Origin of the sequence: Rhodococcus sp. Q1, assembly GCF_004153645.1 — a bacterium.
GTDB classification, from domain to species: Bacteria; Actinomycetota; Actinomycetes; order Mycobacteriales; family Mycobacteriaceae; genus Rhodococcus; species Rhodococcus gordoniae.
In genome coordinates this window covers 284797-299729 of sequence record NZ_SDMJ01000005.1, presented here as the reverse complement: position 1 = coordinate 299729, position 14933 = coordinate 284797, and the positions used below count along the sequence as shown (strand labels likewise).

Sequence of the window (14933 nt, the reverse complement as noted above, 5' to 3'; positions counted from 1 at the left end):
GTCGTCGGGAGTGGCTCACTCCTCGTAGAGGTCGGCCTCGCTCAGTCCGGTCGCCTCGAAGGCCTCGCCGAGATCGGCGTGGCGGACGACGGTGACCACCTGGTCGTCGACCACCCGGAAGGCGATCGCCTCCTCACGAGGCCCCGGATCGGACGCCCAGGTCGCCGTCTCCTCGACCACCACGATTCCGTGGTGGACGAACAGGCGGCCCGGTTGCAGCGTGACCCCTGCCGTCGTCGCCCACTCGCGCAGTTCGTCGAGTCCTTGGTCGGGATCGTCGTCGGGGGTGGGGAGCACGATGTCGTCGCTCGACAACTGCACGAGCGTGTCGATGTCGTTGCTGTTCACAGCGTCGTGCCAGGCCAGGACCGTAGCGATCTCCGAGGTACTCATGATCGAGAGCCTAGTCGCCGGATCGCCGAGGTGGGGGCGTGAATCCGCCGAATCCGCTGTCGCACTCGGGCGCTCCGGAGCACAGTGGACGTATGACGATCACCGGCCAACTCGTGAGCTTCGTCCCGAGCACCGACCTCGACGTCTCGGAGATGTTCTACGTCGACACCCTGCGCTTCCGGAAGCTCTCCCGCGACCCCTTCGCGCTCGTCCTCGACGGAGGCGACGGCGCACCGGTCCGGGTGACCCTCGTGCAGTCGCGCGAGGAGACCGGCTACACCGTGCTGGGCTGGCGGGTATCCGATCTGGACGGCACCGTCGAACGACTGCGCGAGCACGGCGTGGAGTTCATCCGGTACAACGGCATGGATCAGGACGACCACGACGCGTGGACCGCACCCGACGGTATGCGGGTCGCGTGGTTCCGCGACCCGCACGGCAACGTCCTGTCGTTGCTCGAACACCGCACCTGACGCGGCCTCAGCTTGCGAAGGCACCCCACAGGAAGCCGGCGAACAGCACCGCGAAGCCACCCATCTCACCGACGATCAGCGCGGCCATCGCCGGACCCGTCCCGCGCACCGGACGCGCGAACTGATTCGTGGTGTCGCGCAGCGCACCGTGCACGACATAGCTCGCGATCGCACCGACGAAGAACACCACGATCACCGCGGCCGCGGCGAGGTTCACTGCGGTGGGCCACGCGCTGAGCTCGACGAACACCGCGACCAGCAGCGTCGCGAAGGAGTACATCAGGGCCGATCGGTGGGCGATGTCGACGTACGGGTGCGCGAGGTGGTCGTCGGACGTCGCCATCTGCCGGTACTTCCACACGCCGAGAGCGAGCGCGAGGAGGAAGACCGTACCTGCGGCCGTCAATGTCAGTTCGGTGTCGACTCCCAGGACCATCGCGCCAGTATGGACGCATCACCTCAGCTGCAGCCGCTGGTGTTCCCACAGGACGGGCAGGCGTGGCACGATCCGGCCCGTTGCATCTTCACCCCGCACTGCATGCAGTACGGCGCGTCCGGATTCGACGGTGACGGCGCGGCGAACCCACCCGGGGAGTCCGCATGCGTGCTGCGCCGTGCGGTCGCCGGCGGATCGGGATCACGCACCGGCGGCGTGCTCGTGTACGGCGTGAGCGTGGGGGTGTCGGGCACCGAACGCTCGGCGACGGTCAGGATGCCCAGTTCGGCGCGCTCGTCGGGTTCGAGATAGTCGACCGCCAGTCGCCGGAAGATGTAGTCGAGGATCGACGTGGCGATCCGCAGATCCGGATCGTCGGTGATCCCGGCCGGCTCGAAACGCGTACTCGTGAAGGCCCGGACGAAGGTGCGCAACGGGACCCCGTACTGCAGACCGTAACTGACCGACATCGAGAAGGCGTCCATGATGCCGGCGAGCGTCGAGCCCTGTTTGGACACGCGCAGGAACATCTCGCCGGGACGCCCGTCGTCGTACTCACCGATCGTGACGAAGCCCTTGCAGTCCGCCACCCGGAACTCGAACGTCCGCGAAGTGCGGGTGCGCGGGAGCCGCTCGCGGCGAGGCGCCGCGGACGACGCCGCCGCTTCTGCGACAGCAGGGCGCGACGACGTCGACAACGGTTGTCCCAGTTTGCAGTTGTCGCGGTAGATCGCGAGGGCCTTCACGCCCAGCCGCCACGCGTCGACATACATGTCGGCGATGTCGTCGACGGTCGCGGACTCGGGCAGGTTCACCGTCTTCGAGATCGCACCCGACAGGAAGGGCTGCACCGCGGCCATCATCGCGACGTGGCCGCGCGGCGAGATGACGTTGTCGCCCATGGAGGTCGCGAACACCGGTGCGTGCTCGCCGCGAACGTGCGGCGCGCCGGCGAGATCGTGGTGCAGATCGAGATGCGCGACGATGTCGGCGACCTCCGACGGGCCGTAACCCAGACGCGACAATGCGCGTGGCACACTGCGATTGACGATCGTGAGGCTGCCACCCCCGACGAGTTTCTTGGTCTTCACCAACGCCAGATCCGGTTCGATACCGGTGGTGTCGCAGTCCATCGCGAGTCCGATGGTGCCGGTGGGGGCGAGAACGCTGACCTGGCTGTTGCGCACGCCGTGGGCGGTGCCGTCGGTCACCGCGCGATCCCACGCCTGCCGCGCGGCTTCGAGCACGTCGGCCGGGGCGAGATCGGCGTCGATGTCGTCGAGTGCCCCTCGATGCTTGCCCAGCACGTCGAGCATCGGCGCGCGGTTCTCGTCGAACCCGTCGAACGGGCCGAGGCGCCGCGCCAGATCGGCCGAGACGGCGTAGGCGTGCCCGGTCATCAGCGCGGTGATCGCCGCCGCGGTCGCGCGGCCTCCCTCGCTGTCGTAGGGCAGGCCCGAAGCCATGAGCAGCGCACCGAGATTGGCGTAACCGAGTCCGAGCTGCCGGAACCGACGCGACGTCTCACCGATGCGCTCGGTGGGGTAGTCGGCGCGGCCGACGAGGATCTCCTGCGCGGTGAGCATCACCGCCACGGCGTGACGGAAACCGTCGACGTCGAAGGTGCCGTCCTCGCGGAGGAAGGTGAGCAGATTCAGGCTCGCGAGATTGCAGGCCGAATCGTCGAGATGCATGTACTCCGAGCAGGGATTCGACGCGTTGATCCGTCCGGTCGCGGAGGCGGTGTGCCAGGCGTTGATCGTCGTGTCGTACTGGATGCCGGGGTCGGCGCATTCCCAGGTGGCGGATGCTATGCGTTCCAACAACTCTCGCGCGCGCACCGTCCGGACGGTCTCGCCGGTCGTCACGGCGCGCAGGGGCCACTCGGCGTCGGCCACCACCGCGTGCATGAACTCGTCGGTCACGCGCACCGAATTGTTCGCGTTCTGGTACTGCACCGAATGGATGTCGGCGCCGTCGAGGTCCATGTCGAAACCGGCCTCGGCGAGCACCCGCGCCTTGCGTTCCTCGATCGCCTTGCAGTCGACGAACTCCTCGACGTCGGGATGGCCGACGTCGAGGATCACCATCTTGGCGGCCCGCCGGGTCTTGCCGCCGGACTTGATCGTGCCGGCCGACGCGTCGGCGCCGCGCATGAAGCTGACCGGACCGGATGCGCTTCCACCGCCGGTCAGCGGTTCGGCCGACGAGCGGATCCGGGAGAGGTTCACCCCGGCTCCCGACCCGCCCTTGAAGATCACCGCTTCCTGGCGGTACCACTCGAGGATCGAATCGATACTGTCGTCGACCGACAGGATGAAACACGCACTGGCCTGCTGCGGAGTGTTCGGCACCCCGATGTTGAACCAGACGGGACTGTTGAACGAGGCCCGCTGGTGGATCAGCAGACAGGTCAGTTCGGCGGCGAACGCCTCCGGGTCGTCGAGATGGCCGTCGGTGTGCCCCCAGGCGGTGATCGTGTCGACGATGCGCGCGATCACGTCGCGCAGCGAGTGTTCACGATCGGGGTGCCCGAGCTGCCCGCGGAAGTACTTCTGCGTGACGATGTCGGTGGCGTTCTGCGACCAGAAGGCAGGGAACTCCACATCCGTCTGCTCGAAGACGACGCGCCCGGTGCCGTGGTGCACGATCCGCGCGTCGCGTCGCTGCCACTCGACCGTCTCGGCGGGATCGACAGCGGGGGTCGTGAAGTACCGGACGTCGCCGCGCATCGCGGCGGAGCCGGCGTCCGATGCACTCTTCGGGCTGTGAGGCCTGGTACTGCTCATCGCGTCCTCCCGGGGGGCGTGGACCGGTGGCACATATAGTCCCACCATGCTGCCACCGCGTCCCGGTACTCCGCTGTCTTCCGCCCGCTCGGCCCACCCGGTGGCGCCGTGAGTGCCGGGGGCGAACTGCTCGTCGGGCTGGCGATCCTCGTCGGCCTGCTCGGGATCGTGCTGCCGATCCTGCCCGGCGTCCTGCTGATCTTCGGGGCGATCGCAGTGTGGGCGTTCGTCACGGGAGGCACCACCGCGTGGGTCGTGCTCGGCGTGGCGACGGCGGCGTTGCTGGTCACCGGCATCGTGAAGTACACCTGGCCCGGGAAGCGACTGCAGCAGGCGGGCGTGCCGAACCGGTCGCTGATCCTCGCCGGGCTGCTCGGTATCGTCGGGTTCTTCGTCGTCCCCGTCGTCGGCCTGTTCCTGGGCTTCCTGCTCGGTATGTACCTGTCCGAGGTGCAGCGGCACCGCACTCATCGCGACGCGTGGGTCTCGACCGTGGCGGCCACCAAGGCCGTCGCGTTGTCGATCCTCGTCGAGTTGTTCGGCGGACTCGTCGCGGCCTCGGTGTGGCTGGGAGCGGTCCTGTTCACCTGAGCCCGGAATGCGAGGAGGGACCCGTCCGCACGGACGGGTCCCTCCTCGGTCGTCGGGCTCAGGCGCAGATCACGACTTGTGCGGCTCGCTCGCGCGGAACATGTCCTCGCGCTCGACGACCTTGACCCGCTCGCGACCCTCGGCCTCACCGAGGCTGCGCTCGTGCGCGTCGAGGCGGTACCAGCCCTGCCAGGTGGTGTACGGCAGCTGCTTGTCCTCGAGGAACTTCACGATCGCGTCCTCGGACGGATCCTCCGGGTCGTTCAGACGACCGGCGGCACGATCCTCGAGCAGGTTCGCGACGGTCTCGTTCGCGTCGCCCTTGGTGTGGCCGATCAGGCCCACGGGGCCGCGCTTGATCCAGCCGGTGACGTAGGTGTACGGCAGGAACCGGTCCGGGCCCTCGGTCGCCTCGTCGGCGAGCACACGACCGGCCTCGTTGGGCACGGTGCCGGCCTGCTCGTCGAAGGGCAGCTTGGCGATGTTCTGCGACAGGTAGCCGACCGCGCGGTAGACGGCCTGGACGTCCCAATCGCGGAATTTTCCGGTGCCGCGGACGTTGCCGGTGCCGTCGAGTTCGGTGCGCTCGGTGCGCAGCCCGACGACCTTGCCGTCCTCACCGAGGATCTCGTGCGGGGACTCGAAGAAGTGCAGGAACAGTTTGTGCGGGCGGTCGCCCACGTCGCGGATCGCCCAGTCCTGCAGGGTGTTGGCGACCATGTCGACCTGCTTGGAGTTGCGGCGGGCCTGTTCGGAGGCCTCGTCGTAGTCGATGTCCTCGGGGTCGACGATGACCTCGATGGTCGGGGAGTGGTCGAGTTCGCGCAACTCGAGCGGCGTGAACTTGGCCTGTGCCGGGCCACGGCGACCGAAGACGTGCACCTCGACGGCCTTGTTGTTCTTCAGGCCCTCGTAGACGTTCGGCGGGATCTCCGTCGGCAGCAGCTCGTCGCCGGTCTTGGCGAGCACGCGGGCGACGTCGAGAGCGACGTTGCCGACACCGAGGACGGCGACCTTCTCCGCCTCGAGCGGCCAGGTGCGCGGCACGTCGGGGTGACCGTCGTACCAGGACACGAAGTCGGCGGCGCCGTAGCTGCCGTCGAGGTCGATGCCGGGGATGTTCAGCGCGCGGTCCGCGTTCGCGCCGGTGGAGAAGATCACCGCATCGTAGAAACGCTGGAGGTCGTCGAGGGTGAAGTCGGTGCCGTAGTCGAGGTTGCCGAGCAACCGGATCTGCGGCTTGTCGAGCACTTTGTGCAGGGCGGTGATGATGCCCTTGATGCGCGGATGATCGGGAGCGACACCGTAACGGATCAGACCGAACGGTGCCGGCATGCGCTCGAACAGGTCGATGCTGACCCCGGGATCCTGCGCAGTGTCGGACTTCATGAGCGCATCGGCGGCGTAGATACCGGCGGGACCGGCACCGACGATCGCGACGCGAAGGGGACGAGTCTGATCGGTCATCAGGGGATCAACTACCTCTTCGGTGTGCGGACGGACATATCCAGCTTAAATTAAGGCTGCCCTCAGTGGGCCGGGCGCAGGTCGCGCGGGGATGACGGCGAAAGAGGATGAATCGAGCCGTCGAACGAATCGCTTCAGCGACAACACATGTGGGCACCCATACGACACAGGTCGACGGCGAGGCGTCGAACGAGCTGCGTGGTGGCCATGCCCCAATTCCTACCTCGAGAGGGTTTTCAGGGCAAATGTGGTCGTGACAGGCGGCGACCTCGTTCCCACTAGGATCGAGCGCATGGCCAAGCGCGGAGCCCCCGAACCCGATCCCGATCCCGATCCCGGTCCGGATCCCGACGGTCCCACCAGTAGCAGCACAGGGCCCTTCCTGGGAGCCCTCGCGGTCCTGGTGGTGCTCGTCCTCGTCGTCTTCGGTGCCCAGATGTTCTCCCCGCCGGGCGCCGACCTCACGGAGGACGAGATGGTGCGCCGCGCCGTCACCGACTACGTCTCCGCTCACAACGAGAACGACAGACCGATCCTCGACCGGCTGCGGTGCAGCGAACTGTCCCCCGACGATGCGCCGCTCGCGGACGTCGAGGGGCGTGTCGAGCTGCAGGCCGCGCAGAACATCTCCGTGGACGGCGATCGGGCCACCGTGGACGTCCGGACCGGCCTCGACGGGCAGACGCAGACCGAGACGTGGCAGGTCGTCCGCATCGACGACGTGTGGAGGATCTGCCGATTCTGAATCGGTGCCCGTGCGTATACGAAGCGATGCCCGCGTGTACGTCCCAGCGCGAACTGTGAAAACATGTCCGGGTGAGCTACGCAGGTGATATAACGCCGCGGCAGGCATGGGACCTGCTGCACGGTGATCCGGATGCCGTGCTCGTCGATGTGCGGACCGAAGCCGAGTGGAAATACGTCGGGGTCCCCGAAACCTCGTCGCTCGGTCGCCGGACCGTGTTCGTCGAGTGGGTTCGTTACCCCGACGGCGCCCCGAATCCGACCTTCGTCGAGGATCTGCGGGCAGCGGGTATCGGCGGCGGGCCGGTGATCTTCCTGTGTCGCTCGGGTCAGCGCTCGATCGGTGCGGCCGAAGCCGCCACCGCCGCGGGCCTGACCCCCGCCTACAACGTTCTCGAAGGATTCGAAGGCGCTCTCGACGGCGAAGGCCATCGAGGTGCCGAGGGCTGGCGGGCCGCGGGCCTGCCGTGGAGGCAGTCGTGAGTTCCATCCCCCAGGGCGGCGCGTTCAGCAAATCGCTGCCCGACACCGTTCGTCCCGCCACGCTCGGCGTGCGCGGCGGCACCCTCCGATCCGGTTTCGAGGAGACCTCCGAGGCCCTTTACCTCAACTCCGGGTTCGTCTACGAGTCGGCCGAGGCCGCCGAGGCCGCTTTCACCGGCGACGTCGACCATTTCGTCTACTCCCGCTACGGCAACCCCACGGTGAAGATGTTCGAGGAGCGCCTGCGCCTGCTCGACGGTGCCGAGGGAGCGTACGCCACCGCGTCCGGCATGTCCGCGGTGTTCACCGCGCTCGCCGCGTTGCTCGGCAAGGGCGACCGCCTCGTCGCGGCACGCAGCCTCTTCGGTTCGTGCTTCGTCGTGTGCAACGAGATCCTGCCCCGCTGGGGCGTCGAGACGGTGTTCGTCGACGGCGAGGATCTCGACCAGTGGGAGAAGGCACTGTCGGTGCCCACCACCGCGGTCTTCTTCGAGACCCCCTCGAACCCCATGCAGACCCTCGTCGACGTGCGTCGCGTCTCCGAGATGGCGCATGCGGCGGGCGCGAAGGTGGTGCTGGACAACGTCTTCGCCACCCCGCTGCTGCAGCGCAGCCTCGATCTCGGTGCCGACGTCGTCGTGTACTCCGGCACCAAGCACATCGACGGCCAGGGCCGTGTGCTCGGCGGTGCGATCCTCGGACCCGCCGACTACATCGACGGGCCGGTGCAGAAGCTCATCCGCCACACCGGGCCGTCGCTGAGCCCGTTCAACGCGTGGACGCTGCTCAAGGGTCTCGAGACCATGCCGGTGCGGTTGCGGGCCTCGGTCGATTCGACGCTGCGCATCGCGCAGTTCCTCGAATCGCAGGAGGCAGTGCGGTGGGTCAAGTACCCCTATCTCGAATCGCACCCGCAATACGAACTCGCGAAGTCGCAGATGAGCGGCGGCGGCACGATCATCACGTTCGAACTCGACGCCCCGGAGGGCGAGGGCAAGAAACGCGCCTTCGAGCTGCTGAACAAGCTGCGTATCGTCGACATCTCGAACAATCTCGGCGACGCCAAGTCGCTCGTCACCCACCCGGCGACCACCACCCACCGGGCGATGGGACCCGAGGGCCGGGCCGCGATCGGCCTGTCCGACGGTGTGGTGCGACTGTCCGTCGGCCTCGAGGATCCCGAGGATCTTCTCGAAGATCTCCAGCAGGCGCTGTCCTGACCTGCGAAGCCGTGAGCTACGCTGCGGGTGTCCTGCCGATCCGGTAGGGCACCCGCTGCGTTTTCGGTGAAGCCGGTGAGAATCCGGCGCTGTCCCGCAACTGTGAGTCCCGATACGGGGTGAGCCAGGTCGGCCGGCGCGGAGGGTCCGTACGTACTGGTCCTCGGACGAAGGACGGTGGCGTGCCGCAACCGCCTGTTGCAGCCGTGCTGTTTTCGTCCTCCGAACAACGGAGGATGGCTGTGCCCCTCGACAACTCCCGACGGCTGTTCGCCGCCGGACTGACCGCCTTCGCTCTCCTCGCCGCGGGGTGCTCGAACAGCGACGACTCGTCGGCGGCCGGTGACACCGGCACCGCTTCCGCCGATGCTCCGCAGGCCATCGTCTCCCTGAGCCCCACCAGCACCGAGATGCTCTACGCCATCGGTGCCGGTGACCAGGTGGTCGCGGTCGACGACCGATCCGACTACCCGGCCGACGCGCCCGTCACCGACTTGTCGGGCTACACCCCGAACGTCGAGGCGATCCTCGGTTACGAACCCGACCTGGTCGTCGCCAACGCCGACACCGCCGATCTCGTCGCGGGACTCGAACAGGCCGGTGTCGAGACGTTGATCCTTCCCGCCGCCGGGAAGCTGGACGACACCTATGCCCAGATCGAGCAGCTGGGAGCCGCCACCGGACACGTCGGTGACGCCGCCGAACTCGTCGCGCAGATGAAGACGGACATCGACGGGATTCTCGCGGGCCTCCCGGAGCGTGAGACCCCGCTGACCTACTACCACGAGCTCGACAACACCTTCTACACCGTCACCGACGACACCTATATCGGCGATATCTACTCGATGCTGGGCCTGACCTCGATCGCGACCGGCGGCAACGGTTACCCGCAGCTGTCCGCCGAGTACGTCCTCGAACAGAACCCCGACGTGATCTTCCTGGCCGACGGACAGTGCTGCGGCGTCACGCCCGAGGTCGTCGCACAGCGTGCGGGTTGGAACGAGCTCAGCGCCGTCCGTGACGGTCACGTCTACGTCCTCGACGAGGACATCGCGAGTCGCTGGGGTCCGCGCGTCGTGGACCTGATGCGCGAGATCGCCCGGATCGTCGGCGCCATCCCCGCGGCCCAGCCCACGCCTTGATCTCTCTGTCGCGCCGCAGTACCCGCGCCCTGCCACCCGGTGGTGCGCGGGTACTGCCGCGCACCGTGCTCGTGCTGACCGGCGCGGTGCTCGTCCTGTTCGCCGCGATGCTGGTCGGGATCCTCGTCGGACCGGCCGGTCTCACCCCGGGAGGGGTGCTGCTCGACATCGCCGACCGCCTGCCGTTCGTCGACGTCGATTCGGGACTGAGCACGCGTCAGCAGGCCATCCTGTGGAACATCCGGATGCCGCGTGTGGTGCTCGGCGTGCTGGTCGGTGCGATGCTGGCCATCGCCGGCGCGGCCTACCAGGGTGTCTTCCGCAACCCGCTCGCCGATCCCTACCTGCTCGGGGTGTCCAGTGGCGCCGGTCTCGGCGCGACCCTCGCCATCGTCGTGGGCGGCGCGGCCGGGTTCGCCGGGGTCCCCGTCGCAGCGTTCGCGGGTGGATTGCTCGCCGTCGGCGCAACCTACTCGCTGGGCCGCACCGTCGGCGGAAGCCGCTCGGAAGTCGTCATCATCCTCGCCGGGGTCGCCGTCGCAGCCTTCGCCAACGCGATCCAGACGTTCTTCATGCAGCTGCACGACGACACGCTGCGGCAGGTGTACTCGTGGATGCTCGGCCGCCTGTCCACCGACGGATGGTCCGATGTCGTCGTGGTCCTGCCGTACGTCGTGGTCACCGTCGCGATCATCGTGCTGCACCGGCGCACACTCGATGTCATGGCGGTCGGCGACGTCGAAGCCGCGAGCCTCGGGATCGACCCGGCGCGCGTGCGGCTGTTGCTCGTGTGCGTCGCGACGCTCGGAACTGCGGCCGTCGTCTCGGCGAGCGGTCTCATCGGCTTCGTCGGCATCGTCGTGCCCCACGCGGTACGGCTGCTCGCCGGACCCGGCCACCGACTCCTGCTGCCGCTGTCCCTGCTGGTGGGCGCATCCTTCCTCGTCCTCGCGGACGTCCTGGCCCGTACCGTCATGTCGCCCGCCGAACTGCCGATCGGTGTCGTGACCGCGGCGATCGGGGCGCCCTTCTTCCTCGTCGTGCTCAGACGTAGCCGAGGTGTCCGATGAAAAGCGATGTTCTCCCCACCGGGACCGTGACGGTGTCGTGCCGGCAGCTCGGCGCCGAACGCGGTGGCATCGAGGTGCTGCACCGCGTCGACCTGAACGTCACCGCCGGCTCCTGGGTGTCGCTGGTCGGACCCAACGGGTCGGGCAAGACCACCCTGCTGCACGTCCTCGCCGGGCTCGTGCCGGCCACCGGTCACCTGCAGGTCGCCGACATCGTGCCGGGGCGCGCCGGACGTCGGGACATGGCACGCGCGGTCGCGCTGATGCCGCAACGCCCCGTGGTGCCGGAAGGTGTCACCGTCAGGGAACTGATCCACCTCGGCCGCACCCCGCACATCCCGCGCTTCGGATCCGAGACCGCGCACGACCGCGAGGTGGTGGACCGGGTCGTCGAACGGCTCGAGCTCGAAGCGTTCGCACCGCGACTCGCGACCGAACTGTCCGGTGGGGAGCTGCAGCGGGTCGTGCTCGCGCGCGCTCTCGCCCAGCAACCCCGGGTGCTGCTCCTCGACGAACCCACCAGCGCCCTCGACATCGGGCACCAACAGCAGGTGCTCGAACTCGTCGACTCGATGCGCACCGAGGGCGACCTCACCGTCATCGCCGCGATGCACGACCTGACCTCCGCCGCCCAGTACGGGGAACGGCTCGTGCTGCTCGATCGCGGGCACGTCGTCGCCGACGGAGTGCCCGACGACGTGCTCACCGCCGAACGCATCGCGCAGGTCTACGGCGCCCGCGTCGAGATCCTCGACCGCCCGGCGGGTCGTGCCGTTCTCCCGCTCCGCGACACCTCGAAGGACTGCTGATGGAGGTCGTACTCCTGGGGACCGGTGCGGCGGACGGATGGCCGAATCCGTTCTGCACGTGTGAATCCTGTGCGGACGCCGCACGTCGCGGCGAGATACGCGGGCAGACCGCGGCGCTCGTCGACGACGTGCTGCTGCTCGACTGCGGTCCGGAGGCGCCCGGTGCGGCGGTGCGGCACGGCAGGTCGCTGGCGACGGTGCGGCACATCCTCCTGACACACGCGCACGCCGATCATTTCGGGCCGCAGGCGTTGCTGTTCCGATCATGGGTCGCGGGCGGCGACGAGCTCGACGTGATCGGCCCCGCCGACGCCCTCGACACCTGCAGACCGTGGGTGGGCCCCGACGACCCGGTGCGCTTCGTGCCGGTTGAGGCCGGGGATTCGCTTGCCGTCGGTGAGTACGCGGTGCGTGTTCTCCCCGCGCGGCACACGGTGTTCCGTGACGGTGACGCAGTGCTGTACGACCTGTCGGGTCCCGGCGGGTCGCGGCTGCTGTGGGCGTGCGACACCGGGATGTGGCCTACCGAGTGGTTCGAGGCCGTGCGCGACGCGCGGTTCGACGCGGTGTTTCTCGAGGAGACCTTCGGCGACCGCTCCGAACTGTCCGAGGGCCACCTCGGCCTTCCGGAATTCGGCACCATGGTGGACGGCCTGCGCGGTGCCGGTGCCGTCACTCCGGACACCGATGTGGTCGCAGTGCATCTGGGCCACCACAATCCACCCGCCGACATACTTCGGAAACGTCTGCAGCAGGTGGATGCTCGTCCCGGCCGTGATGGTGAGGTGGTCCACGTGGGTGAAGGGACTCCGGTCGTGCCGCATCGGACGCTGGTTCTCGGGGGAGTGCGGTCGGGCAAGTCGCGGCACGCCGAGGAGTTGCTCGCGTCCTGCCCGTCCGTCACCTACGTCGCCACCGGCGGGACACGAGAGGGTGACGCGGAGTGGACGGAACGTGTTGCACTGCACCGGGAAAGGCGTCCCGCTTCATGGTCGACGGTGGAGACGGTCGATGTCGCCGAGGTGCTGTGCACCGCTACGGAACCGCTGCTGATCGATTGTCTCGGAACGTGGTTGACGGCACGGCTCGATATCCACGGTGTCTGGGAGGGCGGTGACCTCGACCCTGTCCACTCCGATGTGGACGAGTTGATCGCGGCGTGGCGGAAATGTGCGGTGCCGGTGGTCGCCGTGAGCAACGAGGTCGGTAGCGGAGTGGTGCCCGCGACCTCTTCGGGCCGACTGTTCCGCGACATGCTGGGCCGGCTCAATGCGCGGGTCGCGGAGGCCAGTGAAGCAGCGACTCTCGTGGTGGCAGGAATTCCTGTTTCGTTGAAGCGGAATTGATTTCGAAGCATCAGCCTTCCGATCCGTCGTCGGCCGGCTCGCCCACAGGAGCATCGTCGCTCGGGGTCGGCGCAGGTTCGGGCGGCGTCTCCTCTGGGACCGGTGAAGGAGCAGGCTCGCCGGTCGGTGCAGGTTCAGGAGCAGGAGCAGGCGGGGGAGCCGGGAGCGGATCGACCACCGCGCTCCTCACCCACGAACCCGAAGCCCTACTGATCACCCATTCCCCCGAACTTCCGGTGATGCGTAGCTCGTCCGTCTCGGCGGCCCAGGCCAGTCCATCACCCTCCGAGGCGCCGGTGCGGTACTCCTCGCTGCCCGTCGCAGCAGTGATGACGGCGTACGTTCCGGCCTCGGATCGGACGAGCCGAGCGGAGTACAGGCCGGACGGTGAGCGGAGCGCGGAGACAATTTCCGTTTCTGTCGGTGCAGACGGTGACCCGGACGTGCTGGGACTCCCCTCGGTGGTCGTCGGACCGAGGGAGGTCGATGTCCCCGGACTTGCGGTCGGGGAGGACGTCGTCGACGTCGTGGTGGTGGTGGAAGCAGAGGATTGCGGCAGTGAGCGTGCTCCTGTCGCTGGTGCCGAGCAGGTGACGCCCGTCGTCGACGTCGTGTCGAGCCTGTACGCGACGAAACCTGTGGAATACGAATCTCCTTGGATCGAGCGGATCTCGGCGTCAGCGGTATTCGCGGTGATGAGAGCGGTGTCGAGGTTGGTCCGGGCGATCCTGGCGGTCACCGGTTGCCCCGCGGCCGTCGGGGTGGTGGTCACCGTGGTGACGTAAGCGAAATTTCCGTCCGACGGATTGCGAACGGTGACCTGGTAAGTCACACCCGTGCCGACGTGGGGCCACGTCAATGTCGCTGCGGTGGCACTTCCTGTGCCGGTCGTGGAGCATGCGACGGAAGCCGGGGGTGCCACATACGCCGGGGTCCCGTCACGTTCCCCGCTCGGGCTGCAGTTGAGGTCCTGGTTGTGGCTGATCAAGGACACTGGTTGGGAGACGAGGCGGCCCCTCCATGCTGCCGACACCGTGCCTCCCGGCAACATCGTGTGTATTTCCGCGTTGTACCGCCAGATGAGGCTGCGGCGAGGAAGACCTGTGCCGTACAGGTCGTACGAGATGGTGCCGCCCGTCGCGGCGGTGATGTCGGTGATGTCGACGGTCCGCCAGACACGACCGTCCATATCTCGCAGAATGATCCGGTATTGATAGGGCGACCCCAGATGCGTCCAGTTCAACGTGACAGGATCGGGTTGGTCGAGAATGAGTTTGCTGTTGCAGCCGACCGTTCCTGCAATTTGTGGTACGTACTCGCTCTTCGAGGCGAACGCTCCGCTTCGCGCGGTCGCGTTGTCGACGAAGGCCGCATCGGTCCCCGGCGTGTGTGAGAGGCCGACCGCAGACACGACGACGAGGACTGCCAGAGGAGTCACGGGGGCCTGGGCGTTCCGGAGGGGCGATCCGTCGGGACGCACCGCGATCCGGATGAGGGCGGCGGCGAGTATCGCCAGCACGACGAGGCCGGGAACGGTCCGGAGCCAGGCGGCAAGGTAGCCGAGGCCGTCGACATGGAAGAGCACCCGTTCGGCCGAGCTCACTCCGTAACTGCGGGGATCGGGTTCCGGATTCGCATCTCCTTGCAGCCGGAGGAGGGCCGTGTTTCCGGCGAACGACTGGACTTCCACGATCCGATGGGTGATGCGACTGCCTTGATCGTTGATCACACTCACCACGTCACCGGACCGAAGGTCGGCTGCGGGGACGGTGTGCGCTATCGCGAGGGAGCCCGAAGGAATCGCGGGTGCCATGGAACCCGAGCGGAAGATCAACGGCGTCAGGCCGAACAGGGCCGATACCGCCGCGACGAGAATGCACAGGCTGCCGAGTACTGCACCGATCGTCAGGAGGGTGTCCCACCCTCTGCGTGGGGGCCGTGCCTGGTGTGCGTGTTCGGTCATTGTCGCC

At 67.9% G+C, this 14933-nt stretch carries 14 protein-coding genes and 1 riboswitch; of the genes, 9 read left to right on the top strand and 5 right to left on the bottom strand.

Translation table 11 applies throughout. From position 1 onward, the window contains the following. Positions 1-15: 15 nt before the first annotated feature. Complete coding sequence (locus tag EQ874_RS17130; protein WP_016933751.1) at positions 16-393, bottom strand: nuclear transport factor 2 family protein; 378 nt, start codon at positions 391-393, stop codon at positions 16-18. A 92-nt stretch (positions 394-485) separates the two neighbouring features. On the opposite strand from EQ874_RS17130, the gene EQ874_RS17125 reads away from it, so the two are divergent. Next, the gene (locus EQ874_RS17125) at positions 486-866 is read left to right on the top strand and encodes a VOC family protein (protein ID WP_026003201.1); all 381 of its coding nucleotides are present in this window, start codon (positions 486-488) and stop codon (positions 864-866) included. Positions 867-873: 7 nt separating this feature from the next. Here the strand turns inward: EQ874_RS17125 and EQ874_RS17120 are convergent, their stop codons facing one another. Continuing rightward, positions 874-1302 (bottom strand): hypothetical protein, encoded by a 429-nt coding sequence (locus tag EQ874_RS17120; protein WP_129977515.1) that lies wholly within the window; start codon positions 1300-1302, stop codon positions 874-876. Positions 1303-1325: 23 nt separating this feature from the next. Continuing rightward, positions 1326-4034: a vitamin B12-dependent ribonucleotide reductase gene (locus tag EQ874_RS17115; protein WP_129977595.1), complete on the bottom strand. Its 2709-nt coding sequence runs from the start codon at positions 4032-4034 to the stop codon at positions 1326-1328. Positions 4035-4199: 165 nt separating this feature from the next. Between EQ874_RS17115 and EQ874_RS17110 the strand changes: the two genes are divergently transcribed. Then, positions 4200-4682, top strand: coding sequence for a DUF456 domain-containing protein (locus EQ874_RS17110; protein ID WP_129977514.1), 483 nt, complete (start codon positions 4200-4202; stop codon positions 4680-4682). Positions 4683-4751: 69 nt separating this feature from the next. Here EQ874_RS17110 and EQ874_RS17105 read toward each other — a convergent pair whose 3' ends face one another. Next, positions 4752-6149 (bottom strand): FAD-dependent oxidoreductase, encoded by a 1398-nt coding sequence (locus EQ874_RS17105; RefSeq protein WP_016935369.1) that lies wholly within the window; start codon positions 6147-6149, stop codon positions 4752-4754. 292 nt (positions 6150-6441) lie between these two features. Here EQ874_RS17105 and EQ874_RS17100 point away from each other — a divergent pair, with 292 nt between their 5' ends. From EQ874_RS17100 to cobU, 7 genes are all read left to right on the top strand, one after another. Next, a complete protein-coding gene (locus EQ874_RS17100; RefSeq protein WP_129977513.1) occupies positions 6442-6894 on the top strand; it encodes a hypothetical protein in 453 nt (150 codons plus the stop codon). A gap of 71 nt (positions 6895-6965) precedes the next feature. Beyond that, the gene (locus tag EQ874_RS17095) at positions 6966-7376 is read left to right on the top strand and encodes a rhodanese-like domain-containing protein (protein ID WP_026003257.1); all 411 of its coding nucleotides are present in this window, start codon (positions 6966-6968) and stop codon (positions 7374-7376) included. Then, entirely contained in the window at positions 7373-8596 is a 1224-nt protein-coding gene (locus EQ874_RS17090) for an O-succinylhomoserine sulfhydrylase (protein WP_026003258.1), read from the top strand. Before EQ874_RS17095 ends, EQ874_RS17090 begins: the two co-directional genes overlap by 4 nt. A 19-nt stretch (positions 8597-8615) precedes the next feature. Beyond that, a riboswitch (cobalamin riboswitch) is annotated at positions 8616-8745 on the top strand. Between the two features lie 93 nt (positions 8746-8838). After that, the gene (locus EQ874_RS17085) at positions 8839-9738 is read left to right on the top strand and encodes an ABC transporter substrate-binding protein (RefSeq protein WP_129977594.1); all 900 of its coding nucleotides are present in this window, start codon (positions 8839-8841) and stop codon (positions 9736-9738) included. Positions 9739-9845: 107 nt separating this feature from the next. After that, positions 9846-10808 (top strand): iron ABC transporter permease, encoded by a 963-nt coding sequence (locus EQ874_RS17080; RefSeq protein ID WP_242496795.1) that lies wholly within the window; start codon positions 9846-9848, stop codon positions 10806-10808. After that, a complete protein-coding gene (locus EQ874_RS17075) occupies positions 10805-11617 on the top strand; it encodes an ABC transporter ATP-binding protein (protein WP_064062689.1) in 813 nt (270 codons plus the stop codon). The genes EQ874_RS17080 and EQ874_RS17075 overlap by 4 nt, the downstream gene beginning before the upstream one ends. Continuing rightward, complete coding sequence (gene cobU, locus EQ874_RS17070; protein WP_129977511.1) at positions 11617-12963, top strand: bifunctional adenosylcobinamide kinase/adenosylcobinamide-phosphate guanylyltransferase; 1347 nt, start codon at positions 11617-11619, stop codon at positions 12961-12963. Before EQ874_RS17075 ends, cobU begins: the two co-directional genes overlap by 1 nt. A 10-nt stretch (positions 12964-12973) precedes the next feature. Here cobU and EQ874_RS17065 read toward each other — a convergent pair whose 3' ends face one another. Next, positions 12974-14926, bottom strand: coding sequence for a signal peptidase I (locus EQ874_RS17065; RefSeq protein ID WP_129977510.1), 1953 nt, complete (start codon positions 14924-14926; stop codon positions 12974-12976). Positions 14927-14933: the final 7 nt, after the last annotated feature.